The following is a 23,543-nucleotide window of genomic DNA, read 5'->3' as shown; positions in this document are numbered from 1 at the left end:
CATATACAATGGCTGAAGCGATAAAAATGCCCAAAATGAGTGACACCATGACCGAAGGTGTTTTAGCAAAATGGCATAAAAAAGTTGGTGATTCTATAAAAGCTGGTGACGTAGTTGCCGAAGTAGAAACTGACAAAGCAACAATGGATTTTGAATCTTTTCAAGAAGGCGTTTTGCTTTATATTGGAGTTGAGGAAGGAAAAGCTGTTCCGGTTGATACACTTATAGCTATTATTGGCGAAAAAGGTGAAGATTACCAATCTGCATTAGATGGTGCAAAAACCGCAACAGATAAAGAAGAAGAATCCGAAGCTCCAAAAGTAGAAGAGGAAACCGACGAAGTTAAGGCAGAAAGTAAAACCGAAGAAAAAGCAACAGAAAAAGTTGATGTTTCTAAAATAGATGCCAACGTAATTAGAATGCCTGCCCTTAGTGATACCATGACAGAAGGGGTAATTAATAAATGGAATTTCAAAGTTGGCGATAAAATAAAAGCTGACGATAGCCTTGCAGATGTTGAAACCGATAAAGCAACAATGGAAGTTGTGGGTTATGAAGAAGGTACTTTATTATATTTATCAGTAAAAGAAGGCGAGGCTGTGCCTGTTAATGGCATTATTGCTATTGTAGGTAAAGAAGGTACAGATATTACTCCGCTTTTAAGTGAAGGCAATGCAAGTGCTGCACCAGAATCTAAAGCTGAAGAAAAATCAGAAGAAAAAACTAACAAAGAAGTTGCTCCAGATGCAGCCACAGCTCCAGTTAAAGAAGAAAAAGCTTCTTCATCAAATGATGATAGTAGAGTAAAAGCTTCTCCTCTAGCTAAAAAATTAGCCGAAGATAAAGGCATCAATTTAAACGATGTAAAAGGAAGTGCAGAAGGCGGCCGTATTGTTAAAAAAGATATAGAGGGTTATTCACCAGCTGCAAAACAAGAAACTGCTGCACCACAAGCAGCAAGTGAATCAGCACAGCCTGCTAAACCAGCAGCTGCTGCACCAGTAATTCCGCAATATGTGGGTGAAGAAAGTTTTACAGAGAAACCAGTTTCTCAAATGCGTAAAGCAATTAGCCGTAGCTTATCCGAAAGCTTATTTACAGCACCGCATTTCTATTTAAACATTACTGTTGATATGGATAGCGCAATGGAGGCTCGTACTCAAATAAATACGGTAGCTCCTGTTAAAGTTTCTTTCAATGACATTGTAATTAAAGCAGTAGCAATTGCATTAAAACAACATCCAGCCGTTAATTCTTCTTTCAGAGGAGATAAAATCCGTTTTAACGAACATACAAATATTGGTGTGGCAATGGCTATTGAAGATGGGCTATTAGTACCAGTTATTCGTTTTGCAGATGGAAAAAGCTTATCTCACATTTCTGCCGAAGTAAAAGATTTCGCTCAAAAAGCGAAAGCTAAAAAACTACAACCTAAAGATTGGGAAGGCTCAACATTTACTGTTTCTAATTTAGGAATGTTTGGTATTGATGATTTTACATCAATCATAAACACACCAGATGGTGCAATTTTATCTGTTGGAGCGATACAAAACGTACCAGTTGTCAAAAACGGTGCAGTTGTGCCTGGAAATATAATGAGATTAAGTTTAGGTTGTGACCATAGAGTAATTGATGGCGCAACAGGAGCTAAATTTTTACAAACATTAAAAGCTTTATTAGAGCAACCAATTAGGTTATTAGCATAAGCTGTTTTTTAATTGAATAATATCCGAGCCTCACCTTTTGGTGGGGCTTTTTTGTGGTTATAGATTGGTGATAATGGTTTTTCTAAAAAATAAATCAGAAAACCCAGTTTTAAAAATCCTGAAATCAATTATTGATTTCAAATTCTAACCTTAAAATGTAATTCTAATTAATAGTAATCACTTTTAAAGTATAACCATCACCAATTTTATGACTTGGCTTAGTTGGATAAAATAAGTTTGCAGTTAATATTGCCGCCGGAAACAAAGCAAATGCCCCAGAAAAAGCAGTTAAAGCCGGACTAATATCTAAAGAGTTGGTAATTAGCACCGCAGATGTTCCAATAATTGCAAAAGAACCAATAAAAGTAAGTAGTTCAGCAGATTTTGAAACTTTCTTTATTGCGGTAATATCCGCTATTGTAAATGACTTTTGCTTATTGGTACGTTTATCAACCTTTAACCAAATTTGATTCTCAGCAATAGAATCAACTCTTCCTCTAAAACCTAAAAACTCTGGCATTTTACCTGCTTTTTTTATTTCCAATTTGTTAGACGGATAGGCTAATCTTACGTAGTCTCCTTTTTTAATTGTTTTTGTAGTTTGATTACTAAAAGAAAGCAAGATTTTATTTTCTTGCGATTGAGCAAAATAAGAGCCTAAACAAATGGCTAAAGTGATTACGATTGACTTAATAAACATAGAATAAAAGTAATACAATTTATATTCTTAGCATAAATAAAAATATTTTTCTGGTTACTAGATTATTAACTCTCAAAAACGTACATTTGCATCCTCTTTTCGAGTAAAAGAGATATTGCAAAAATTTAATGTATTAAAAAATGGCAACTAAAATTAGATTACAAAGACACGGTAAAAAAGGAAAACCTTTTTATTACATCGTAGTAGCAGATTCAAGATCTCCAAGAGATGGTAAATTTATTGAGAGAATAGGTTCTTACAATCCAAACACTAACCCAGCAACAATTGATATCAATTTTGATAGCGCTGTAAATTGGGTAGGTTCTGGTGCAACCCCTACTGATACTGCAAAAGCAATCCTTTCTTACAAAGGTGTACTTTACAAAAATCACTTAAATGGTGGTATTGCTAAAGGAGCTTTAACTCAAGAACAAGCAGACGAAAAATTTGCTACTTGGTTAGAAGCTAAAGATGGTAAAATCCAAGCTAAAAAAGATGGTTTATCATCTAGCAAAGAAGCTACTAAAAAGACTGCATTAGAAGCAGAAACTAAAAGAAAAGAAGCTGTTGCTGCAGCTGTAGCTCTTAAAAATGCTCCGGTTGAAGAACCAGCAGTAGGAGAAGAAGTGACTGCAGAAGCTGAGACTACAGAAGAAGCAGCAACTGAAGAATCTTCAGAAGAGACAACTCCAACTGCTTAACAAGTTTATTCTTAAAGCATAAAAAAAGCTCCTTGAAATTTTTCAAGGAGCTTTTTTTATGGATTATTTTTGCTAAATATTCTTTCCTAATTTCTCCAACATATCTGGTGGTACATTTTGCAAATCTAAAACCAAGAAACCGTCTAAGCAGTCAGAAAATTTAGGATCTATATTAAAACAGATTATTTTAGCATTTAAAGCAATGTATTGCCTTAATAAAACAGGTACTTTAATGTGCGAAGTTTCAATTTCGGCAATTAAGCTATCCAAATTTTTTAAAGAACTACTGGTTGCAGTTAATAAATCTACGTCAATTTTAGAAAAATCTACTTTAAATTGTTTACGGGGTTTAACCATTTGCGCCATTTCTGTATCAAAATGGTTTCGGTATATAAAATTAACAATTAATGATTTTGAAAATTTACTAAAAGCATTGCTAATAGATACTGGCCCAATTAAATATCTAAATTGTGGATTATCTAAAACATACTTCAAAATTCCTTTCCACAATAAAAACAGAGGTAACGGCTTTTGCTGGTATTCTTTTCTTATCCAACTTCTTCCTAATTCTAAACTGTTTCTTAAAACAGGATATAGTTGAGATTTGATTTTGAAAAGTTCATAAATATAAAAACCCTTTTTTCCGTAGCTGTAAAATATTTCATCGCCTTTACCTATGCGGTAAGCACCAACCACCATTTTTGTTTCTTTATCCCAGATAAATAAATGACTGTAATAAATATCGTAGCTATCTAAATCTGTTGATTTATTGGTACCCTCACCTATTTCTCTAAAAGTAATTTCTCTTAATCGGCCAATTTCTTTAATAATGTTTGGAATGTAAGAAGTTGGCGTAATATAAACCTCGTAGTTTTTCTCTGTCCAAACTTTATGTGAGTCTCTAATTTTAGAAACTTCTGCCTCCAATAAATCAGCATCAATAGCTGGTGCAATTTCTTCGGGCTTGCCTTTAATTTTAAATAAATTATGAGCGCTAAAAATTTTCTTTACGTTTTCTAACCCTACGCCTAAAGCATAGGTTTTTGCTCTTAAATAGGCTAATATACTTGTGCTATTATCATTGTTTGGGATATCTGCAAAGGCAATTGGCTTCCCAATTCTAACTTTAATAGTATGTCCTTTTTTATTAAACAATTCTGACGGTAATTTGGCAGTTCTTAAAGTTGGGTGTATTAGAGAAAGTAAATTAAATATTAACCCGTTATTTCCGTGAAAGTAAATTGGCAATACCGGCACTTTAGCTTTACCAATTAATTTACCTACAACTGGGTGCCATAATTTATCTGTTATTTGTTGTTGATCAATTTTATAAGTTGATACCTCACCGGCAGGAAAAATACCAATAGGCGTACCAGAGTTTAATAAAGACAAAGTTGTTTTTATTCCGCTTATGCTTGATGAATGCTCTACATTTTCGAAAGGATTTACGGCAACAAAAAAATCGCTGAGATTTGGTATTTTTTTAAGAATAAAATTAGCCATCACTTTAGCATCTGGCCTAACAGTACATAATATTTTTATCAATATTAAACCTTCAATACCACCATAAGGGTGGTTGGCAATAGCCGTAAAAGCACCTTCTAACGGAATGTTTTTCCAGTCCGCTTCATTAACTTCAACTTTTACACCTACCAGTCTTAAAATTTCGTCAACAAACTCTATTCCTTCAAATTTTTCTGCTTTAGAAAAAGTATCATTAATATCGTTAATTTTCATTACCTCCATTAACAAAGCTGCCAAACCAGGCATTCTTAGCTTATTAAGCTTAGTGGCTTTAGCAAATTCTTCGGTACTAATAATTTTCATTTTTACTTGCAGTTTATTGGCTTAGACAAGCAAATTTATAAAATAATAGGTTTGAATTTTAAGTATTAAATAAATAAATAAAATCAGTTAAAAAAACAACGATTGTTTCGATAGTTAAACCAAATATTTTAAAAAACATTTTTTTGTTTTAAAACTGGTAGCAATAATTTATATTTGATTTCTACTATTTTCCTATGAATCAAAAACTTAAAGATTATTTAGAGGTTTCTCCCCGCGAATTTAGAGGTATAGTTGTTTTTGTATTAATTATGCTATTTGTATTTGTTTCTCCCTACGTTTATGAACGTATCATGTTTCAACCACTAAAAATTTCTATTGAAACTTTAACACCAAAAATTGATAGTGTGGAAGCTTTTAATGAGAAAACAGATCGTTTTTATCCTAAAGAAGAAAACAAAAAATCAACAGCTCAATTGTTTGATTTTAATCCGAATCATTTACCAACATCTGAATGGATGAAACTTGGTTTAAGCAAAAAACAAGCTTTAATGATTAAAAAATACGAAGACAAAGGCGGGCAGTTTAGAAACATAAATGATGTTAAAAAAATGTGGGCTATAAAACCCGAACTTTTTGAACAACTTTTACCTCACATTAAAATACCAGAACAAACCAGTGCTACTAATTTTAATGACACAAAAACTCCAAATAAAACTATCTCTACAGCAAAAAGTATAGCAACTGTAGAAATTAATAGTGCAGATTCAGCTTCTTTACTGGCAATAAGGGGAATAGGCCCAGCTTTCGCTTCTCGTATTATCAAATATAGAAATAGGTTAGGCGGCTTTTTATCTATTAATCAATTGAAAGAAGTTTGGGGAATTGATTCTTTAAAGTTTGAGCAAATTAAAACTCAGGTATTAATTAATACCAACGCCATTCAAAAAATAGACATTAACAAATGCACTTTTGAGGAATTAAAAACCTTTCCATATTTAAGTTATAAGCAATCAAACACAATATTGGCTTATAGAAAACAACATGGCGATTTTAAAAATGCAACGGATTTGAATAAAATTGCGATATTAACCCCAGAAATTATTCAAAAAATTACGCCCTATTTCAAATTCTGATGATTGAAGAAAGTATTAAAAAAAGCATAAGAGACATTGTAGATTTTCCTAAACCAGGAATTGTTTTCATAGACATTACTCCAATTTTAAAAGACCAAAATTTATGCAGCAATATTGTGGATGCTTTTGTGGAAGAATTAAAAGACTTAGATTTTGACGCAATTGCTGGCATAGAAAGTAGAGGGTTTTTGTTTGGTTTAATGTTGGCCAATAAATTGAATAAACCATTTATCCCGATAAGAAAAGCAGGAAAACTCCCTTACACTACCATACAGCAAAGTTATGATTTAGAATATGGTTCGGCGGTGATAGAAGTACATGCTGATGCTTTTAAACCTGGAGCTAAAATTTTAATACACGATGATTTGTTGGCTACTGGCGGTACGGTTGAAGCCACTTCATTATTGATACAAAAAATGGAAGGTATTGTTGCTGGCTTTACTTTTATAGTTGGCTTAGAGTTTTTAAATGGAAAAAATAAGCTAGCGCATTTTTCTAAAAACATTTATACCCTAGCAAAGTATTGAGCTAAAAACATAAAGGTTTAAATATAACAAAGATTATACATTCAGATTTAGCACCATATTAAAGCTAGTTTTAAGTACGGAAGTTTAATTTTTGAACTAAATACCATTTGAGCCATAGTTTGCCATATATAATATTGGTTTTATGTTATCATAAATCTGTATTTTGTATAAAACCAATTAATTATGCAAACAAATCAAAACACGTTAGGTTATAATTTCTCACAATCTGAAAGCCAAACAATGATAGCCCAAATGGTAAAAGATTTTGCTGCTAAAAAGATAAAACCTCATGTAATGGAATGGGATGAAGCCCAAACTTTCCCTATAGAATTATTTAAAGAAATGGGCCAATTAGGCTTAATGGGAGTATTGGTTCCCGAAGAATACGGAGGCTCTGGTTTAGGATATTTTGAATATGTAAAAGTGATAGAAGAAGTTGCAAAAGTTTGTGGCTCTATTGGCTTATCTGTTGCTGCTCATAATTCTTTATGTACTGGCCATATTTTATATTTTGGAAACGAGGAGCAAAAGAAAAAATGGTTACCTAAACTAGCAACTGCAGAATGGATTGGGGCTTGGGGCTTAACCGAAGCTAACACTGGTTCTGATGCTTTAGGTATGAATACTACGGCAGTTTTAGAAGGCGACCATTACATTGTTAATGGTTCTAAAAACTGGATTACCCATGGGAAATCTGGAGATATAGCTGTTGCAATGGTTCGTACTGGTGACAAAGGAAATGCAAAAGGAATTTCTGCAATAGTTATTGAAAAAGGGACGCCCGGTTTTACCCACGGTAAAAAAGAAAATAAATTAGGGATGAGAGCTTCTGAAACTACCGAACTTATTTTTGATAATGTTAAAGTACCTAAAGAAAACTTATTAGGTGTAGAGGGCGAAGGCTTTAAACAAGCTATGAAAATTTTAGACGGGGGCCGTATTTCTATAGCGGCTTTATCTTTAGGGATTGCTAAAGGTGCTTACGAAGCCGCTTTAGCTTATTCTAAAGAACGTCATCAATTTGGGAAAGCAATATCAAGTTTTCAAGCCATTGCATTTAAATTGGCAGATTTAGCAACAGAAATTGAAGCATCTGAATTGTTAATTTACCAAGCTGCCGACATGAAAAATAAAGGTTTAAATATGACTAAACAATCTGCAATGGCAAAATATTTCGCATCAGAGGTTTGTGTAAAAGCAGCAACTGAAGCAGTGCAAATATTTGGTGGTTATGGTTATACCAAAGATTTTCCGGTAGAGAAATACTACAGAGATAGTAAATTATGTACCATTGGCGAAGGAACAAGCGAAATACAAAAAGTTGTTATTGCTAGGGAAATTTTGAAATAGGTGCTTTATTTTTTAATAATTGGGGCGTTAATTGTTAGTTATAAAACTAATAATTAACGCTTTCTATTTTACTTAATGCTTAACTTAGCTTTAAAATGAGATTTAAAATATTTATTATTTGCCTAAGTTCAGTGTGCATTGCTACAAGTTGTTTTGCACAGCAAATATTGCCAATTTATAATAGCAAGAGTTTGCAAAACAGTACATTAAATATTTTTAGCGATAGTGGAAATTTAAGTATAACAGCTTATAACGCCAACATTATAAAATTAACTTTAAGCAAAGAAAAAATTACACCAGATACTACTAGCACTTTAAAACCTGTAAATGTTAGAGTAACTCAAAACCTAGAAAGTATTTTTTTTACTACAGATTCTTTAATTATTGCGGTAGCTAAATTTGATTTGAGTATTAAAATAATGAACAAGCTGGAGAAATTGCTAACAGAGAACAAAAGCTTTTTCATTAACAACCCAAAGCAGAATCTTCTTTATAGTTTAGAAAAAGAAGAAGTTTTTTTGAGCGTTAGTAAAAGAGGAAAAACCAGTAAAAAGTTAGATGATAAATTTCTTTTCAAATCTAACAAAGGCTATTTCTTGTCATTCGAAAAATCAGAAAACAGCAAAGCAGAAGTTATTAATAACACCTTTAGTTTTAAGCAAAACAAAGAACCTATAAGCTATTTGTTTTTCACAAAAGACTTAATTAACTAATTCTTAATACCAGTTAATTGCAAGAATTAATCATTATGGTGATTAACAAAAATAAGGCAAAAATGCTGTATAGGTTAAAAGTATAATCTGCTGATCTTTTTAATTTATAAGTATGTTTTCTTTTCATGATTAATTTGTTTGATGAATTAATCATAATACAAGAAGTAAACCAAAAAATTATTGTTTAAAAATTTCGTCAGATTTGGGATAGAAATCTAAAAATAAAAAAGGTGCTATTCTACAATAATTGCAGCAATAGCACCTTTTTAAATCTTGTAATTTTTTTCTTAACTCAGATATTTCCCAACAATTGGCATCCTCCTGCCCATGCCAAAAGCTTTTGGCGAAATACGTAAAATTGGAGGTGTTTGGTAACGTTTAAATTCGGCTTTATTTACCATTTTTAAAATTCTATTTACTAAAGCTTCATCATAACCATCAGCAATAATATCCTTAGAACTTTTTCTCATCTCGATATATTCAAACAAAATTTTATCTAAAATATCGTAATCTGGTAAAGAATCAGAATCTTTTTGATCTGGACGTAATTCTGCCGAAGGTGGCTTTGTAATGGTATTAATTGGGATAATTTCTCTTTCTCTGTTTATATAATTTGCCAATTGGTAAACTTGTGTTTTATAACAATCGCCAATTACAGATATAGCTCCGCACATATCTCCATACAAAGTACCATAACCAACTGCACTTTCACTTTTGTTAGATGTGTTTAGCAATATATAGCCAAACTTGTTCGACATGGCCATCATAATCACCCCACGAGAACGGGCTTGAATATTTTCTTCTGCCAAATTAGCTTCCAAACCAGCAAATTCATCTTTTAAAGTTTCATCAAAAGCATTGGCAACGGTTTTAATAGGAATAACTGTGCTTTTACAGCCAATGTTTTTAGCTAAAGCTTCGGCGTCTTTTATAGAATGATCTGAAGAATATTTAGAAGGCATTAAAACCGCCATCACATTTTCTGCACCTAACGCTTCGTATGCTAAAGCACAAACAACTGCCGAATCTATCCCTCCAGAAAGTCCTAATGTGGCTTTTGTAAAACCTGATTTTTGGAAATAATCTTTAATTCCTAAAACTAATGCTTGATAAACTTGTTCGGTATCGGTTGGTCTTTTAAAAGGTTTGTTTAATACAATCGAGCTTTGTACTTGTTCTACATTAAATACCCTAACATCTTCCTCAAAATATTTAAACTCCGACACTAAATCTCCGGCTTTATCAAAAACCAAAGAACCACCATCAAATATTAATTCTGTTTGTGCACCTACGTGGTTTACATAAAACAGCGGTAAGTTATACTTGCGGCAATTTTGCGAGAGGATAAAAATACGTTCTTCATCATGATTATAAGCAAATGGAGACGCAGCAATATTGATCATAAAATCAGGAGATTCTTTGATTAACTCATCCATTGGGCAAGTTTTATACAAAGGATTGTCGCCTAAATTCCATAAATCCTCGCAAATAGTAATCGCAATTTTATGCCCTTTATAATCAACACATTTAAACTCATGTGCGGGTTCAAAATAGCGGTACTCGTCAAAAACATCATAAGTTGGTAACAATGCCTTTTTTATTACTTGTTTCACTTCACCATCGGCTATAAAATAAGCTGCATTGTATAAATCTTTACCTTCAATAACCGGGTTATGGATAGGCAAACCAATAATGCAAGCAATACCTTGGCAAGCTTTAGCTACGTTATTTGCTGCACTTTCACAAAGTTGTATAAACTCTGAGTACTCCAAAAAATCGCGAGGGGGGTAGCCACAAATACATAATTCTGAAAAAACAACAATATCTGTTCCCTCTGCTTTTTGCTGATTAAGCGTTTCAATTATTTTTTGCGTATTGGCTTCAAAATTTCCAATATGATAGTTTAATTGTGCTAAAGCAATTTTCATAAAAAAATTAAAAATACAATTAGAAGTAAACAGCTAAATTTAAACCTAGGTAAGAACTTTTAAGCGTTCCCTCTCCTTTTTTAATATCTGTAAAGCCGTTATTAAAAGAAAGACCTAAATCTACCGCAGTTTTTTCTCCAACAAAAAACTGAGCACCACCACCAATAATTAAAGAAGCTCTGTAAAACGCAACTTCATCATATATATCTGTATTTTCAACATTTTGAGTTGCAATTGGGCTATCTTTAATATCCTGTTTTGCCCTTACATTAAACGCATTACCTAAACCAAACTGACCATAAAATTTTAAGCCGTTCATTTCATTGGTACTCAACTTTAAAGTGGCAGGAATTTCAATATATTGTAGTTTATAAATTTTTTGCTGCCCTTTGCTATCAACCTTTTCGCTTTCTGTTTGTCCGTTAATGGTAGTTAATTGCAAACCTGTACTAAAAGCGTAATTATCGGCAAAATAAAAATCGCCAACTAAACCATAAGTAAAACCTGCTCTTAATCCATTTGATTTAATGCCGTCAATATCACTTCTTATCCAACCAAAATTTGGATGTGCGGTTAAGCCCAATTTAAATCCCTTAAAATCTTCTTGTGCAAATAATGATAGCGTTGCAAGCGTAAATAGTGACGCTAATAATATCTTTTTCATAACTTCGGTTTCTAAATTAATTGTTTGTTCAAATGAAATTTAAATTTTTTTCTAAAATTACACTTTTTTTTATAATCTGTTTGTTCATTGTCTCCTGTAATCAAGAAAAAGGGATTGATACCAGTAATATAGAAATTGACTTGCAAATTGAGCGTTTTGACCAAGATTTATCAAAAATTACACCGAATACGTTAAATGAAAAGTTACCAGATTTAAAAAAGAAATACGGTGTTTTTTATACCGATTATTTTGAAAAAATTTTAAATTTAGGTAATACAGAAAATTCTGAATACATAACTGTTTTAGCTCAAGTTTTAGGCGATAAACCTTTTCGGGATTTACAACATGAAACAGATTCTATATATCCTAATTTAGACGATCAAAAACCAGCACTAACTGAAGCTTTTAAGCGAATTAAATATTACTATCCCGAATGGAAAACACCAAAAATAATTACTTATATTTCTGGTTTTCAAGTACAAACACCAATTGGCATTGGCTATGTTGGTGTAGGGTTAGATATGTTTTTAGGTAATCAATCAAAATTTTACCCTGCACTAGTAGAAAGTGTACCACGTTACATTAGCCGTAGGTTTACACCAGAAAACATTACGCCAAGGGTAGTAGAAGTGATTACCAGAGAAGAGTTATTTCCTGAATTAAATAACGACAAAAGCCTACTTTCTAAAATGATTTACAACGGTAAGTTGTTATACTTTATGAAAGAAATACAACCAAATACTGCCGATAGCGTTATTATAGGTTATTCTCAAAAACAAATGGAGTGGGCAAATGAATTTGAATCTGATACTTGGGCTTTCTTTTTAGAACAAGATTTATTATTTAATACCGATTACATGAAAATTCAGCGATATTTAGCTGAAGCTCCATTTACCCCAGGTTTAGGTAGCGAAAATGATTCGGCACCTAAATTAGCGTTATTTATAGGTTGGCAAATTGTAAAAAACTATATGAATAACAATCCAAAAATAGAGTTAAAAGATTTGATGTTAGAGAAAGATGCGCAAAAGATATTGACAATGGCAAAATATCATCCTAATCAAAAGGATTGATTTTGAGGCTGCTTTTCTTAAATTAGGTTTTAAGCGTTATGATTTTAGCTTTATGCTTTTAGTCTTAACAAAACATCTTTAAATATATATCGTTTTATACTTATGAAAATAGGAATTGTTTTAAGTGGAGGTGGCATAAGAGGGATTGCGCATTTAGGAGTTTTAAAAGCATTAAAAGATAAAAAAATAACTGTTTCACATATCACTGGCACCAGTGCTGGTGCAATTGTAGGCGCATTATACGCAAATGATGTTGACCCTTACCATGTTTTAGAAGAATTTAACAAAACTAAACTTTATAAGTATTTACGTCCAGCTTTTAGATTGCCAGCACTCTTAAACTTAGAAACTGCATTTACATTATTAAAAAAATACATCCCTCATGATTCTTTTGAGCATTTAAATATCCCCTTAACTATAACTGCTACAAACTTTAACGATGGCAAATTAGTTTATTTTTCTGAAGGCGAATTAATTAGAAAAGTGCTAGCATCAAGCTGTATACCAGGAGTATTCAATCCTATTATGATTGATGGAAAATTATATATTGATGGTGGTGTTATTAATAATTTCCCGGTTGAACCACTTTTAAATAAATGCGATATTATTATTGGCTCTTCTTGCAATAATTTACCTGTTATAGATAAACCAAGAGGAATTAAACATGTGATAGAAAGAGCAGCTTTACTTACTTTAAATCATACTTTAGAAGAAAAATGCGAATTTATTGATGTGCTGATAGAACCTAAGGGTTTGGGTGAAACCAGTATTTTTGATGTTAAAAAAGCCGAAGATATTTTTTGGTTAGCTTATGAGGAGACTTTGAGTAAAATACCAGAGATTAATAAATTGGTGAAGTAACTTTTATGCTCATGCTTAATCGGATTATTAAGCTTAAATCTCAAATTATTCATAAACCTTAGCGTATATACAAAAAAAGGGCACTATTAAAATAGTACCCTTTAAATATTTTGAAATATTAATTGCTTAGTCTTTTAAAATTCTCATCACCCCTACAATGCTAATGATAGCACCTAAAAAGGTTAACGCCCAGCCAATTAAATCAATTACTAAAGAGTGGTAAATAATTTGTTTAAGAAAAACGCCAAACAAAGTAACAAAAAGGCCACCTATAATAATTTTGTAATGTGAAGGGTTATTTGCGTTTACCATAATTATATTTTTTATTTACGCTGCAAAAATAAAACTATTGTTGAAATATTCATACTAAATAGAAAATTCTTATTAATAAATTTTGCCTTTCAGAATCTTTACTAAATAAACAGCTTATTGAAACCATTCAATTTTACATTTCAAAATTGTTGCAATAACATGTTTATCCTTTTTAAACTCTTATAAATGCTTTTGGTAAATTGCGCAAAATTATAAACAATGAGGATTGCAATTAACGGTTTTGGACGTATTGGACGTACAGTTTTTAGAATTCTGGCTGAAAACAAAGAGGTGGAAATTGTAGCCATTAACGATTTAACCGATAGCCAAACATTAGCGCATTTGTTAAAATACGATTCTGTACATGGTAATTTTAAAGGAACTGTAATTGCTGATGAAAAATCGATCATTGTAAACGGAAAAGAAGTCGCTGTTTTTGCTAAAAAAAATCCAGAAGAATTGCCTTGGGGCGATTTAAACATTGATATCGTAATTGAAGCTACCGGAAAATTTTTAAGCGAGGATTTAGCTAATAAACATATTATTGCCGGAGCTAAAAAGGTTTTGTTATCTGCACCTACATCTGATAAAAATATACCCACAGTAGTTTTAGGCGTTAACGACCAACAAATTGATTGGGATAGTCCTGTCATCTCAAACGCATCTTGTACCACCAATAATGTGGCTGCAATGGTTAAAGTTTTGGACAACAATTGGGGAATTAAAGAAGGTTATATTACCACGGTTCACTCTATGACGGGCGACCAAAGTTTGCATGATGCACCTCACAGAGATTTACGAAGAGCCAGAGCAGCATCTACTTCCATCATCCCTACTACAACTGGTGCAGCAAAAGCCATTACCAGTATTTTCCCTCATTTAGAAGGGAATTTAGGTGGCGCAGGCATTAGAGTGCCGGTTTTAAATGGTTCGCTTACAGATTTTACCTGCATTTTAAAAAAACAACCCGAATCTGTTGAGGCAATAAACAAAGCTTTTAAAGCTGCGGCCGATGGAGAAATGGCTAATATTTTAGAATATACGGAAGACCCTATTGTTTCTGTAGATATTATTGACAACCCACATTCTTGCATTTTTGATGCTCAACTCACTTCTATTGTTGGTGGTATGATTAAAGTGGTAGGTTGGTACGATAATGAATTTGGCTACTCTAGCCGTTTGGTAGATATTGTTTTAAAAATTGCAAACCAAAAACATGATTAAGTTTATAACCACCCAAGAGGTTTTACCCCTAAGAAACGAAATTCTTAGAAACGGAAAATTACAATTACAAGAGTGTGTTTTTGTAAACGATGATGAGGCAAGCACATTCCATTTAGGTTATTATGTTGCCGATGAGTTGGTTTGCGTTGCCAGTTTCCATAAACAAAACCATCCCGATTTTACTGGTGAGGCTTTTCAATTGAGAGGAATGGCAACCCAAACAGCCTATCAAGGTAATGGAATTGGAAACAAACTGGTGAATTTTGCAATCGTTTATTTACGAGGCCGAAAAATTAATTATATATGGTGCAATGCAAGAGAAAAAGCTTTTAAATTTTACCTGAGCTTAGGTTTTGAATTTATAAGTGAGCCTTTTGAAATTGAAGGAATTGGAGTGCATAAAGTGATGTATTTAAAGATTTGTTGAGATATTAACATAAGTTAGATTATTAATTTTCCCACACAAGCTTTTCTGCCCCGATGCCGGGCAGTGGTAGTTATTTTCTTATTATTTTCTAAATTTATTGTTAAGTATTCGAGATTGCTTCGCAATTTTTTTAGCCAAAAAAGCAACCAAGAACTGGTGCAAAAGTAAACACATGATGATTTTTACTTGTGAATTGGTTTTGATGTTAGAGATAAAAAAAAGATTTCATTAAGAGCAGAAAACAACAATTTACCGCTACTTTATTGTTGTTATTGAATTTCTTAAGGAAAAGTCTTGCTATAGAAATAGATGGGTTTGTGAACTATTTAAACAAGAATATATCTTTAGCAAAGACACCTGTTTTTACTTTAAGTGGATTTATTCAGATTAGAAAAAACATTAATCTAATGAATACGTTGTCACGCTGCGCTTAAAAATATGGACAGATGGAAATTTGTAGAGACGCTTCGCTTAAAGTTATCGCACCATTAGAATTTGTTTTCTATTAGAAAACTTTTTACATTTGTTCACTATAAGTAAACTGCAGATGTTTAATATCATCAATAGAAAAACACTTTTAGCTTATACTTCTGCATATCCAAAAGCAAAAAACGCTTTATTGGAATGGTATTATGAGTTCTTAAATTCTGATTTCAAGAACTTTCAAGAATTAAAGGTAGTACATAAAAGTGCAAGTTTAGTTGGTGATGATAGAGTAGTGATCAATATAATGGGTAACAATTACAGGCTGGTAATTAGAGTTGTTTTCACTTATAAAGTAATTCAGATTAAATGGTTTGGTACTGTATGATAAAATAGATGTAACCACTGTAAAATTTAAAAACTGATGGATTTAAGAATCATAAAAACTGACGAAGAATATCAAGAATTATTAGATTGGGTTGATACTCAATTTGATTTGAATATTTCTGCTGACAGCGAAGCTGGTGAGGATTTGCAAGTCGCTTTATTATTGATTAAACAATATGAAGATATACATTTCCCTATCCCTAAACCTGACCCACTATTAGCTGTAAAACAGAAAATGGAAGATGAAGGTTTAAAAAACAAAGATTTAATAGATTGGATTGGTAGCAAAAGCTATGTTTCTGCTTTACTGAGTGGTAAAAAACCTTTAACACTTAAAATTGCTAAAGTTTTGCACAAAAAATTGGGAATTCCTGCTGAAGTTTTTTTGGCTTAAGAATGATTGAGTTTTTGAAAGTGGTTTTAAATTGAGCTTAAAATCATGAAGAGTTGAGATTTCATTGTCCAGTGTCAGGGCGAGGTACGAAGCCATCTGTTCATTTTTTGCACTACCCTTCGCTAAATATTGCTTCGATATTACTTTTAATAACAAAGCAATTCTGCATATTATTGAGTCTGGAGACTCTTTTCTATTTATGAATCCGTAGTCACGCTGCGCTTAAGACTACGGACAGATGATGTTGTAATGGCATAGAAAGCAAAAACTTGTCTGCCGTATAAACTTAGTTTATTGCGATGAAATAACATAAAGCAATTCAGCCATTATAATACAAATTTGTGGTTAGCGGTTGTTAGGAATTTTAAACCATTCAATAGCCTCTAACACTTTTTTGTCTATCGAAATGTTAGCGAAATTATCACCTTCTATTAGTTCAATGTCAGGCTTTAAGTAACTGTTATAAATTTTACCATTCCTGTCTTGACTAAAACTTGCAGACAATGCAAGGAGATATCCATCTATTTTGAAATTTACATTACCGGTGGTTAGACCATAAGTTTTCTCGCCAATAAAGATTGTATTTTCCCTGCCTTTAAAAGAAATAGCTAGCATTTCACCTGCACTTGCTGTAACCTGACTTAGTAAAATAGCAATTTTCAGTTTTTTAGAACAATTGCATCTTGTAGTTACAGAGGCGACAATTCTATTTTGCTGAAAAAAATTTCCTTTTTTAAGCTTCCATGGTTCTTTGAATGTACCATCCAAATTACTAAAAGCGCCAAAAAATCCTTCTCCTATTAATTGGTGTAGTCCCGTAAATAGGGGATAGATACTTCCGCCTTCGTTTGCCCTAAGGTCAACAATAACACCTTCGATTGGCTGCTCCAGTATGCGGCACAAACTGTCTTGAATAGCCTGTCCCATGCGCTGAATATTATCTTTTGGGGAATTGGAGGGTATGAGGATGTAACCATATTTCCCATCCAGTATTTCAATATGCAATTGAGGTTTATTGCTTTTCAATTCGTCTATCAGCGTCTTTCTTAATACAATTGATGTGTCAACTACACTTATTTTCTTCCCATTCCCAAATAGAGAGGCATGGTTGTCACCAATGCTTGAGAATATGAGTTTGACCCTACGCTGAAAATCCTCAAAATTTAAATGTTCTCTTTCTGGTTTAAAAATTATGTCTTCCAATTTAATCCAGTCTACTTGTTTTCGGTAAACAGAATTTCGTTTTACTGTTTGAAAAACCTTAAACAACGTGGTTGTTAATGTGTCATTTATAAAATGTTCATCTTGCGCAAAAGTTTTTGTTCCAGCAAAGAATAATAATATAAGGGTCGTCAAAAGTATTTTTCTCATGGCATGAAGTTGAGTTTAATAACCGCTAACTTATATATTGGAGAATAAACCTCCAATACTTTGTTAAAAGTAAAAATAAATCAGCAAAACAATTTTAAATATTTTTCACTCAAAACAAAACCCCATAAACAAAAAAAAACAAGCCCCGAAGGGCTTGTTCACCAACCAACCAAACCCCAAACAAATTATTGTTTGGTGATTTTTTTATACCTCAGTAAAGCTTCCAAATAGTAATAATCTGCGTAAACTATTGGTGTGTTAATTTCTGATTTACCGGGTTTATGCCCTACGGAATGCTTTAGAATAAAATTATTATTCTCATTTAATTTGGCAGTATATGCAGGCGACGCTAAACTCGTCAGCATTTGCTCTGCAATGGTAAAATATTGTTTTTTGTTACTTTTACTATAAACACTTAACTCTAAAAATGCAGAAGCGAAAACGGCTGCAGCAGATGCATCTCTTTCTTCGTTAGGGATATTAGGTGCGTCAAAATCCCAATAAGGTACCTTGTCCGCTGGTAAGTTTGGGTGTTTAATCACGAAGTTTGCAATGCCTTCTGCCTGTTTTAAATACTTTTCATCCTTGGTTTCTCTGTACATTAAAGTATATCCATAAAGCGCCCAAGCTTGCCCCCTGGCCCAAGCAGAAGAATCTGCAGCGCCTTGATGTGTTTTCTTTCTAAAAACTTTAGTTTCTGGCAAATAGCATACTACATGGTAACTGCTAAAATCATCTCTAAAGTGGTGTTTCAAAGTATTATCAGCATGTGTTATTGCAATATCATAAAGCTTTTTATCACCAGATTTTTTAGCCGCCCAAAACAAAAACTCTAAATTCATCATGTTGTCAATAATCACCGGGTATTCGCAATCTGCATGTTTATCCCACGATTTTATTAAGCCATATTTAGGATCAAACCTGGTAGCCAAAGATTTTGCACCAGTAAGCATAGGCTCAACATAAGCTTCGTTATTGGTTAAACGATAGCCATTTCCGTACGGACAGTAAAGCATAAAACCTAAATCGTGAGTGGTGGTATTGTATTTTTCTTTATCTAAAGCAGTTGTCCATTTATCTGCTGCAACTTTCCACTTATCATCTTTGGTAAACTCATACAAATACCATAAAGAACCTCCAAAAAAACCACTGCACCACCATTCAGAAGTTCTATTATACATGTCTCCGTTTGGTTTTGTTGATTGCGGAAATTGAGTTAAATCTTGATGGGTAGCCAACATATTTTCATATTGCTTTGCAGCAAAACTCAATTCTTTATTCACATTTATTGCTACTTTTTTTTGCGCACAACCAGTGAAAATAATAGTGGCAAAAAGGGCTAAGAGTAAGATTGATTTTTTCATTTATAACGGTTTTGAATAATTATTCTTTTAAAATTGATAATTTACTGTGTCTCCAACATGCTCCCCTTGGGGTAAAGTAATTGAAATAGGTTGTGTGCTTTTTAACAACGTTGAACTAAATAACACCTGCAAATGACTTAGTTTTTGGGTAGGATCTGAAACGTATAAAACAGGCTTTTCAGATGCTATATTTTTGATTAATAAAACACAAGGCTCATTAGTAGTAATAGAAAAATTTGATGTTTTAAGAGTTCCTGCTTCATAAAAAAAAACTTGTACCATTTGCAAATCTGTGTTTTGCACAGCTTGTATTTGTTGGGTATTGCAAAGTATTTTTATAGCGTCAGATTTGATGTTAAGCATTTCTTGCTCACTAACTTGTGGCTTTACGATATAAGCGTATTCTTGTTTTTCGGGATTCTCACCATGTTTAAACCACATTTTAAAAACATCTCCTTTAACTAATTCATCTGATCTGTTTGCATTAACTTTAGCCCAGCTTCCTTTTTGTTTATCTGTAATTATTTGAATGTTACCTTTATTTGGAAAGTAATAGCCAATGCTATCATGCCAAACCCAATCAACATTTTTAGAATTAAGGTTTTTTACGTCCATCAATTTATCATCAGCGAAAGCTTTTACAGGACCTTTTAACCAAGCTTGATTTACAGTGGTTGTAATTTGTTCTTTAGCATAACTATTAATATCTGTTCCTAAACAAACCACCTCATTATCAAAGAAAAACCATGCTTTTTTAGCGGTAACCTCGTCATAATCTAATTGGTAAACACTTGCGCCGTAAAACCTATCAGAAACTCCACCGATAAAAGAATTTAACCCTCTTTCTCCCCATTCAATAGTTATTTTCTTATCTTCTAAATAATCTCTACTGGTAACACCCGGAATTTTATCCCATTCCCAAATTGGCATAATATTAAAATATTCATCACCAGTTCTTTGGATATTTGTAGAACCATCAGGCAAAAACTTCCCTAATAAATTCTCTCTATTACCCATCTCTGTCCTTACGGTTCTTTTAGAAACTGACCTCACATTAAATGAATATGTTGGTCTGGAATGAATGGTATAGTCACTTTTATAAAAGAAAGTGTGTGATGGTTTAATATTAAAAGATGCTTCTTTAGCTTGTGTAACACGTTGTTCTACATTATTATAAGCTTCAGAATTTTTTGGATTAACCTTTTTTGCCAAACTTAATAAACTTTTAACTCCAGCATTTTGAGTAATATCTATTTTATCTAAAACATCATTTCTTGCAATGCCTCTGCCTTCGGTGTTAAAATCAATATATCTGCCTCTAATTGTTCTTAAAAAAGTATCAATTAAATAATCATCAATTATTTTTAGTTTATGAGGTGGAATAGCATAACTGGTAGCCGATAGCCATGATGCAACTTTGTACGTTCCGTGTAAAAACACTTGTCCGTAACTGGCAATTTGTAGCTGTGGCCCGTGTTGGCGATAAGAAAAATCGGATTGTAAACCTTCTCTTCCACCAAAAGATATAGGTAAAAAAGCTTGATGAACTGCCGAATCCATTAAAGCTTTATTTCTAGAAACACAAGCTCTGTAAATCATGTGGATGGCTATATCCAATTTATTTGCGCCAATAGCTTTTAAAACATTACCACTATCCATTCTTTTTAATAAGGAGTCTTGCAAGGCATTTGGAATTACGCCCTTACCATTTAGTAACATTAATATTTCTCCGATTGCCGTTGGCGATGCAATTTCTTGTTGAAACCAATTGGTACTTTGCGGGTTTTGCTTTAACCAATAATCCAAAGCTGCATTAATTTGTGATGCCAATCTTTCTTTATCAGCGAAAGCGAAATTTTCTGAATTGAGTATGATTGCAAACTGTTTAACTCTTTGCAAATGGATAAGTGGTGTCCAACCGGTTTCTGCTGTTGATGAATAATCAATACTCGGCCAAAAACCTTCTTCTTTTAAAGACGAGCTGTTACTTTTTACAGCTGCTTTTAGCTCATTAATTTTAACATCAGCCTTTAAATAATCAATAATTCTTGATTCGATAACCTGAAATTCATCTTGCGCAAAACTTGTATTTACTGCACAACAAAAAACTCCCAGCATACTGAAATATTTAAAGAACTTTTGATGCATTTTAAAAGACATAGAACAATTAATTATGTACTTTTTTATTTGGAGTAGCTGCCATTAAAAAGGTTAATTTACCTCCATCAGTAATTTCTTGATGGGTAATATAATAACGATTTAATGCTTTTCCGTTTAAAAGAACTTGTTTTACATAAACGTTTTTAGCCGATTGATTTTTTGCATCAATAGTAAATTGTTTGCCGTTTTCTAAATTTAAAGTTGCATTTAAAATTGATGGGCTACCTAAATCGTAACGATCTGAACCTGGCGCTGTTGGGTAAATCCCTAGAGATGACATCATATACCAAGCACTCATTTGTCCGCAGTCATCGTTTCCGCCTAAACCATCTGGCCCGTTGTGGTATTGTTTTTCCAAAATCATGCGTACTGTTTTTTGCGTTTTCCATGGCTGCGATGTGTAATTGTACAGATAGGCAACATGGTGTGCAGGCTCATTTCCGTGAACGTAATTTCCGATAATTCCTTCTCTGGTAATATCTTCTGTGTGAGCGAAAAACTCATCAGGCAAATCCATGGTAAACAAAGAATCTAAATGTGGAATAAACTTTTTATCGCCACCCATTATTTTTATCAATTCTTTTGGATTTTGAGGCACATATAAGCTATAATTCCAAGCGTTTCCCTCAATAAATCCTTGCCCTTCGGTTTCTAAAACATCAAAATCTTTCCGGAAAGTACCATCAGATAAACGAGGACGCATAAAACCTATAGAAGCATCATAAACATTTCTCCAATTTTCTGATCTTTTAATAAATGTATTATAAACTTCTGTGTTGCCTATTTTTTTAGCTAATTGCGCAATACACCAATCATCATAAGCATATTCTATGGTATTAGAAACGGCTGTTCTGTTTTTATCTGAAGGCACATAACCTTTATCAATATAATCTCCAATTCCTTCAAAATAACGTTGGTTTGCTGTAGTAACGCAAGCTGCTAAAGCTTTATTTACATCACCTGTGAAGTTTCCTTTAATAATGGCATCTGCAATTACAGAAACGCTGTGGTAGCCGCTCATACACCAAGTATCATTTGCAGAATTTGACCAAATTGGCAACATCGGCAAAGCACTTTGATCGAAATGTGCCAACATAGATTTAACCATATCGTCGTTCCTTTTCGGTTGGATGATATTAAAAAAGGGATGCAAAGTTCTATAAGTATCCCACAAAGAAAAAGTGGTGTAATTGGTAAAACCTGTGGCTTTATGTATTCTTTGATCTAAACCTTTATACTCTTTATTGGCATCCATGTAAACCGTAGGGCTTAAAAAGGCATGGTACATGGCTGTATAAAAATTGATAGCATCTTCTGGTTTAGCAGTTTTAACTTCTATTTTTTGAAGTTCATTATTCCACGCTTGTTGCCCTTGTTTTTTAACCAAGTTAAAATCCCAGACGGGTATTTCTGTTTGCATATTTTGTAAAGCATTATCTGTGCTTACCGGCGAAATAGCGAATTTAATTTTTACCTTTTCCCCTTCTTCTGTATCGAAATTAAAGTACATCTTAATTTTTTTAGCAGCCATTTCTGGGAAGTTTTTTGTTTGATCAAACTTTGCCCAAAAACCTTTGTAAACTTCTTTTGGGCTGTAATCTTTTGCTCCGTAAGATTTAAAAGGCTTAGAAAAAGACATGGCAAAATAAACAGTTCTGTTTTTTGCCCAACCGCTTGTTTGTCTTGAGCCTATCACTAAAGAATCATTTACAACCCTGTAATAAGTCCAAACGTTTTTGTTATCGTAATTATAAATTCCATGCATTAAATCTAAAATTATGTTAGATTCTTTAGATTTTGGGAAAGTATATTGATGAAAGCCAACACGAGTAGAAGTTGTTAATTCTGCTAGAATGTTATCATCGTCCAATTTCACTTTGTAATAGTTGGCTTCAGAAACTTCATTTGCATGACTGTATTTAGAGCGGTAACCATTTTCAGGATGATTGGCTGTACCGGGATTTAGTTGAACTTTACCAACTGTTGGCATTACCAAAAAATCACCTAAATCTGAATGCCCTGTACCACTGTAATGGGTATGACTAAAGCCAACTATTGTAGGGTCATCATACTGGTAACCAGCACAATATTTATACACATCTTTATTGTATTTTCCGTTTTCTTCGTAAGATAAAGTATCAGTATCTGGACTTAATTGCACCATCCCAAAAGGTACAGTAGCACCCGGAAATGTGTGCCCCATTTTTTGAGTACCAATAATAGGCTTTACATATTTATATAATTCAGTCTTTTCTTGTGCATTTACAAGGCAAGTTAAATGACCAATTATAACGGTAATGAATAAACATTTACTGAACTTATGCATAAAGAATATTT

At 32.9% G+C, this 23,543-nt stretch carries 20 protein-coding genes and 1 pseudogene; 12 read left to right on the top strand and 9 right to left on the bottom strand.

What is annotated here, in order from left to right; genetic code table 11:
* Positions 1-8: 8 nt before the first annotated feature.
* The gene (locus ACFSSE_RS10260; protein WP_379041413.1) at positions 9-1,706 is read left to right on the top strand and encodes a 2-oxo acid dehydrogenase subunit E2; all 1,698 of its coding nucleotides are present in this window, start codon (positions 9-11) and stop codon (positions 1,704-1,706) included.
* 163 nt (positions 1,707-1,869) lie between these two features.
* On the opposite strand, the gene ACFSSE_RS10255 is transcribed toward ACFSSE_RS10260, so the two are convergent.
* A complete protein-coding gene (locus ACFSSE_RS10255; RefSeq protein WP_379041412.1) occupies positions 1,870-2,406 on the bottom strand; it encodes a hypothetical protein in 537 nt (178 codons plus the stop codon).
* A 140-nt stretch (positions 2,407-2,546) separates the two neighbouring features.
* Here ACFSSE_RS10255 and ACFSSE_RS10250 point away from each other — a divergent pair, with 140 nt between their 5' ends.
* Positions 2,547-3,107, top strand: a complete 561-nt coding sequence (locus ACFSSE_RS10250; RefSeq protein WP_379041411.1) for a 30S ribosomal protein S16 — start codon at positions 2,547-2,549, stop codon at positions 3,105-3,107.
* Positions 3,108-3,179: 72 nt separating this feature from the next.
* Here ACFSSE_RS10250 and ACFSSE_RS10245 read toward each other — a convergent pair whose 3' ends face one another.
* Positions 3,180-4,934 carry a lysophospholipid acyltransferase family protein gene (locus tag ACFSSE_RS10245; protein ID WP_379041410.1) on the bottom strand — a complete coding sequence of 585 codons (1,755 nt, stop codon included), beginning with the start codon at positions 4,932-4,934 and terminating at the stop codon, positions 3,180-3,182.
* Between the two features lie 194 nt (positions 4,935-5,128).
* On the opposite strand from ACFSSE_RS10245, the gene ACFSSE_RS10240 reads away from it, so the two are divergent.
* The 4 genes from ACFSSE_RS10240 to ACFSSE_RS10225 all read left to right on the top strand — a co-directional run bounded on the left by ACFSSE_RS10240 (position 5,129) and on the right by ACFSSE_RS10225 (position 8,618).
* Positions 5,129-6,028 carry a helix-hairpin-helix domain-containing protein gene (locus ACFSSE_RS10240; protein ID WP_379041409.1) on the top strand — a complete coding sequence of 300 codons (900 nt, stop codon included), beginning with the start codon at positions 5,129-5,131 and terminating at the stop codon, positions 6,026-6,028.
* Positions 6,028-6,555: an adenine phosphoribosyltransferase gene (locus ACFSSE_RS10235; protein WP_379041408.1), complete on the top strand. Its 528-nt coding sequence runs from the start codon at positions 6,028-6,030 to the stop codon at positions 6,553-6,555. The genes ACFSSE_RS10240 and ACFSSE_RS10235 overlap by 1 nt, the downstream gene beginning before the upstream one ends.
* A gap of 183 nt (positions 6,556-6,738) precedes the next feature.
* Positions 6,739-7,905: an acyl-CoA dehydrogenase gene (locus ACFSSE_RS10230; protein WP_379041407.1), complete on the top strand. Its 1,167-nt coding sequence runs from the start codon at positions 6,739-6,741 to the stop codon at positions 7,903-7,905.
* A 95-nt stretch (positions 7,906-8,000) separates the two neighbouring features.
* The gene (locus ACFSSE_RS10225) at positions 8,001-8,618 is read left to right on the top strand and encodes a hypothetical protein (protein WP_379100883.1); all 618 of its coding nucleotides are present in this window, start codon (positions 8,001-8,003) and stop codon (positions 8,616-8,618) included.
* 287 nt (positions 8,619-8,905) lie between these two features.
* Here the strand turns inward: ACFSSE_RS10225 and ACFSSE_RS10220 are convergent, their stop codons facing one another.
* Positions 8,906-10,546: an NAD+ synthase gene (locus ACFSSE_RS10220; protein ID WP_379041405.1), complete on the bottom strand. Its 1,641-nt coding sequence runs from the start codon at positions 10,544-10,546 to the stop codon at positions 8,906-8,908.
* Positions 10,547-10,565: 19 nt separating this feature from the next.
* Entirely contained in the window at positions 10,566-11,210 is a 645-nt protein-coding gene (locus ACFSSE_RS10215; protein ID WP_379041404.1) for a porin family protein, read from the bottom strand.
* 32 nt (positions 11,211-11,242) lie between these two features.
* On the opposite strand from ACFSSE_RS10215, the gene gldB reads away from it, so the two are divergent.
* Positions 11,243-12,283, top strand: coding sequence for a gliding motility lipoprotein GldB (gene gldB / locus ACFSSE_RS10210; RefSeq protein ID WP_379041403.1), 1,041 nt, complete (start codon positions 11,243-11,245; stop codon positions 12,281-12,283).
* A gap of 102 nt (positions 12,284-12,385) precedes the next feature.
* Positions 12,386-13,144: a patatin-like phospholipase family protein gene (locus ACFSSE_RS10205; RefSeq protein WP_379041402.1), complete on the top strand. Its 759-nt coding sequence runs from the start codon at positions 12,386-12,388 to the stop codon at positions 13,142-13,144.
* A gap of 126 nt (positions 13,145-13,270) precedes the next feature.
* Here the strand turns inward: ACFSSE_RS10205 and ACFSSE_RS10200 are convergent, their stop codons facing one another.
* On the bottom strand, positions 13,271-13,456 hold the full coding sequence (locus tag ACFSSE_RS10200; protein WP_379041401.1) for a hypothetical protein: 186 nt from the start codon (positions 13,454-13,456) through the stop codon (positions 13,271-13,273).
* A 219-nt stretch (positions 13,457-13,675) separates the two neighbouring features.
* Here ACFSSE_RS10200 and gap point away from each other — a divergent pair, with 219 nt between their 5' ends.
* From gap to ACFSSE_RS10180, 4 genes and pseudogenes are all read left to right on the top strand, one after another.
* Entirely contained in the window at positions 13,676-14,680 is a 1,005-nt protein-coding gene (gene gap / locus ACFSSE_RS10195; RefSeq protein ID WP_379041400.1) for a type I glyceraldehyde-3-phosphate dehydrogenase, read from the top strand.
* A 151-nt stretch (positions 14,681-14,831) separates the two neighbouring features.
* A pseudogene (locus ACFSSE_RS10190) lies at positions 14,832-15,107 on the top strand (GNAT family N-acetyltransferase); the annotation flags it as partial.
* Positions 15,108-15,654: 547 nt separating this feature from the next.
* A complete protein-coding gene (locus ACFSSE_RS10185; protein ID WP_379041399.1) occupies positions 15,655-15,918 on the top strand; it encodes a type II toxin-antitoxin system HigB family toxin in 264 nt (87 codons plus the stop codon).
* A gap of 36 nt (positions 15,919-15,954) precedes the next feature.
* Positions 15,955-16,311 carry a helix-turn-helix domain-containing protein gene (locus tag ACFSSE_RS10180; RefSeq protein WP_379041398.1) on the top strand — a complete coding sequence of 119 codons (357 nt, stop codon included), beginning with the start codon at positions 15,955-15,957 and terminating at the stop codon, positions 16,309-16,311.
* 345 nt (positions 16,312-16,656) lie between these two features.
* Here the strand turns inward: ACFSSE_RS10180 and ACFSSE_RS10175 are convergent, their stop codons facing one another.
* From ACFSSE_RS10175 to ACFSSE_RS10160, 4 genes are all read right to left on the bottom strand, one after another.
* Positions 16,657-17,682 carry a S41 family peptidase gene (locus ACFSSE_RS10175; protein WP_379041397.1) on the bottom strand — a complete coding sequence of 342 codons (1,026 nt, stop codon included), beginning with the start codon at positions 17,680-17,682 and terminating at the stop codon, positions 16,657-16,659.
* Positions 17,683-17,867: 185 nt separating this feature from the next.
* Positions 17,868-19,046: a glycoside hydrolase family 88 protein gene (locus ACFSSE_RS10170; RefSeq protein ID WP_379041396.1), complete on the bottom strand. Its 1,179-nt coding sequence runs from the start codon at positions 19,044-19,046 to the stop codon at positions 17,868-17,870.
* 27 nt (positions 19,047-19,073) lie between these two features.
* The gene (locus tag ACFSSE_RS10165) at positions 19,074-21,164 is read right to left on the bottom strand and encodes a polysaccharide lyase family 8 super-sandwich domain-containing protein (protein ID WP_379100880.1); all 2,091 of its coding nucleotides are present in this window, start codon (positions 21,162-21,164) and stop codon (positions 19,074-19,076) included.
* Between the two features lie 49 nt (positions 21,165-21,213).
* Positions 21,214-23,532 carry a GH92 family glycosyl hydrolase gene (locus ACFSSE_RS10160; protein WP_379041394.1) on the bottom strand — a complete coding sequence of 773 codons (2,319 nt, stop codon included), beginning with the start codon at positions 23,530-23,532 and terminating at the stop codon, positions 21,214-21,216.
* Between the last annotated feature and the right edge of the window lie 11 nt (positions 23,533-23,543).

The sequence above is a fragment of the Pedobacter alpinus genome, from assembly GCF_042684645.1.
Lineage (GTDB): Bacteria > Bacteroidota > Bacteroidia > Sphingobacteriales > Sphingobacteriaceae > Pseudopedobacter > Pseudopedobacter alpinus.
The sequence above is the reverse complement of the archived record's forward strand: the minus strand, read 5'-3'. Positions and strand labels throughout refer to the sequence as shown.

Excerpts from the sequence above, each read along its gene's own strand:
- ACFSSE_RS10260 (WP_379041413.1), top strand. The coding sequence starts at position 9 with ATGGCTGAAGCGATAAAAATGCCCAAAATGAGTGACACCATGACCGAA.
- ACFSSE_RS10255 (WP_379041412.1), bottom strand. The coding sequence starts at position 2,406 with ATGTTTATTAAGTCAATCGTAATCACTTTAGCCATTTGTTTAGGCTCT.
- ACFSSE_RS10250 (WP_379041411.1), top strand. The coding sequence starts at position 2,547 with ATGGCAACTAAAATTAGATTACAAAGACACGGTAAAAAAGGAAAACCT.
- ACFSSE_RS10245 (WP_379041410.1), bottom strand. The coding sequence starts at position 4,934 with ATGAAAATTATTAGTACCGAAGAATTTGCTAAAGCCACTAAGCTTAAT.
- ACFSSE_RS10240 (WP_379041409.1), top strand. The coding sequence starts at position 5,129 with ATGAATCAAAAACTTAAAGATTATTTAGAGGTTTCTCCCCGCGAATTT.
- ACFSSE_RS10235 (WP_379041408.1), top strand. The coding sequence starts at position 6,028 with ATGATTGAAGAAAGTATTAAAAAAAGCATAAGAGACATTGTAGATTTT.
- ACFSSE_RS10230 (WP_379041407.1), top strand. The coding sequence starts at position 6,739 with ATGCAAACAAATCAAAACACGTTAGGTTATAATTTCTCACAATCTGAA.
- ACFSSE_RS10225 (WP_379100883.1), top strand. The coding sequence starts at position 8,001 with ATGAGATTTAAAATATTTATTATTTGCCTAAGTTCAGTGTGCATTGCT.
- ACFSSE_RS10220 (WP_379041405.1), bottom strand. The coding sequence starts at position 10,546 with ATGAAAATTGCTTTAGCACAATTAAACTATCATATTGGAAATTTTGAA.
- ACFSSE_RS10215 (WP_379041404.1), bottom strand. The coding sequence starts at position 11,210 with ATGAAAAAGATATTATTAGCGTCACTATTTACGCTTGCAACGCTATCA.
- gldB (WP_379041403.1), top strand. The coding sequence starts at position 11,243 with ATGAAATTTAAATTTTTTTCTAAAATTACACTTTTTTTTATAATCTGT.
- ACFSSE_RS10205 (WP_379041402.1), top strand. The coding sequence starts at position 12,386 with ATGAAAATAGGAATTGTTTTAAGTGGAGGTGGCATAAGAGGGATTGCG.
- ACFSSE_RS10200 (WP_379041401.1), bottom strand. The coding sequence starts at position 13,456 with ATGGTAAACGCAAATAACCCTTCACATTACAAAATTATTATAGGTGGC.
- gap (WP_379041400.1), top strand. The coding sequence starts at position 13,676 with ATGAGGATTGCAATTAACGGTTTTGGACGTATTGGACGTACAGTTTTT.
- ACFSSE_RS10185 (WP_379041399.1), top strand. The coding sequence starts at position 15,655 with ATGTTTAATATCATCAATAGAAAAACACTTTTAGCTTATACTTCTGCA.
- ACFSSE_RS10180 (WP_379041398.1), top strand. The coding sequence starts at position 15,955 with ATGGATTTAAGAATCATAAAAACTGACGAAGAATATCAAGAATTATTA.
- ACFSSE_RS10175 (WP_379041397.1), bottom strand. The coding sequence starts at position 17,682 with ATGAGAAAAATACTTTTGACGACCCTTATATTATTATTCTTTGCTGGA.
- ACFSSE_RS10170 (WP_379041396.1), bottom strand. The coding sequence starts at position 19,046 with ATGAAAAAATCAATCTTACTCTTAGCCCTTTTTGCCACTATTATTTTC.
- ACFSSE_RS10165 (WP_379100880.1), bottom strand. The coding sequence starts at position 21,164 with ATGCTGGGAGTTTTTTGTTGTGCAGTAAATACAAGTTTTGCGCAAGAT.
- ACFSSE_RS10160 (WP_379041394.1), bottom strand. The coding sequence starts at position 23,532 with ATGCATAAGTTCAGTAAATGTTTATTCATTACCGTTATAATTGGTCAT.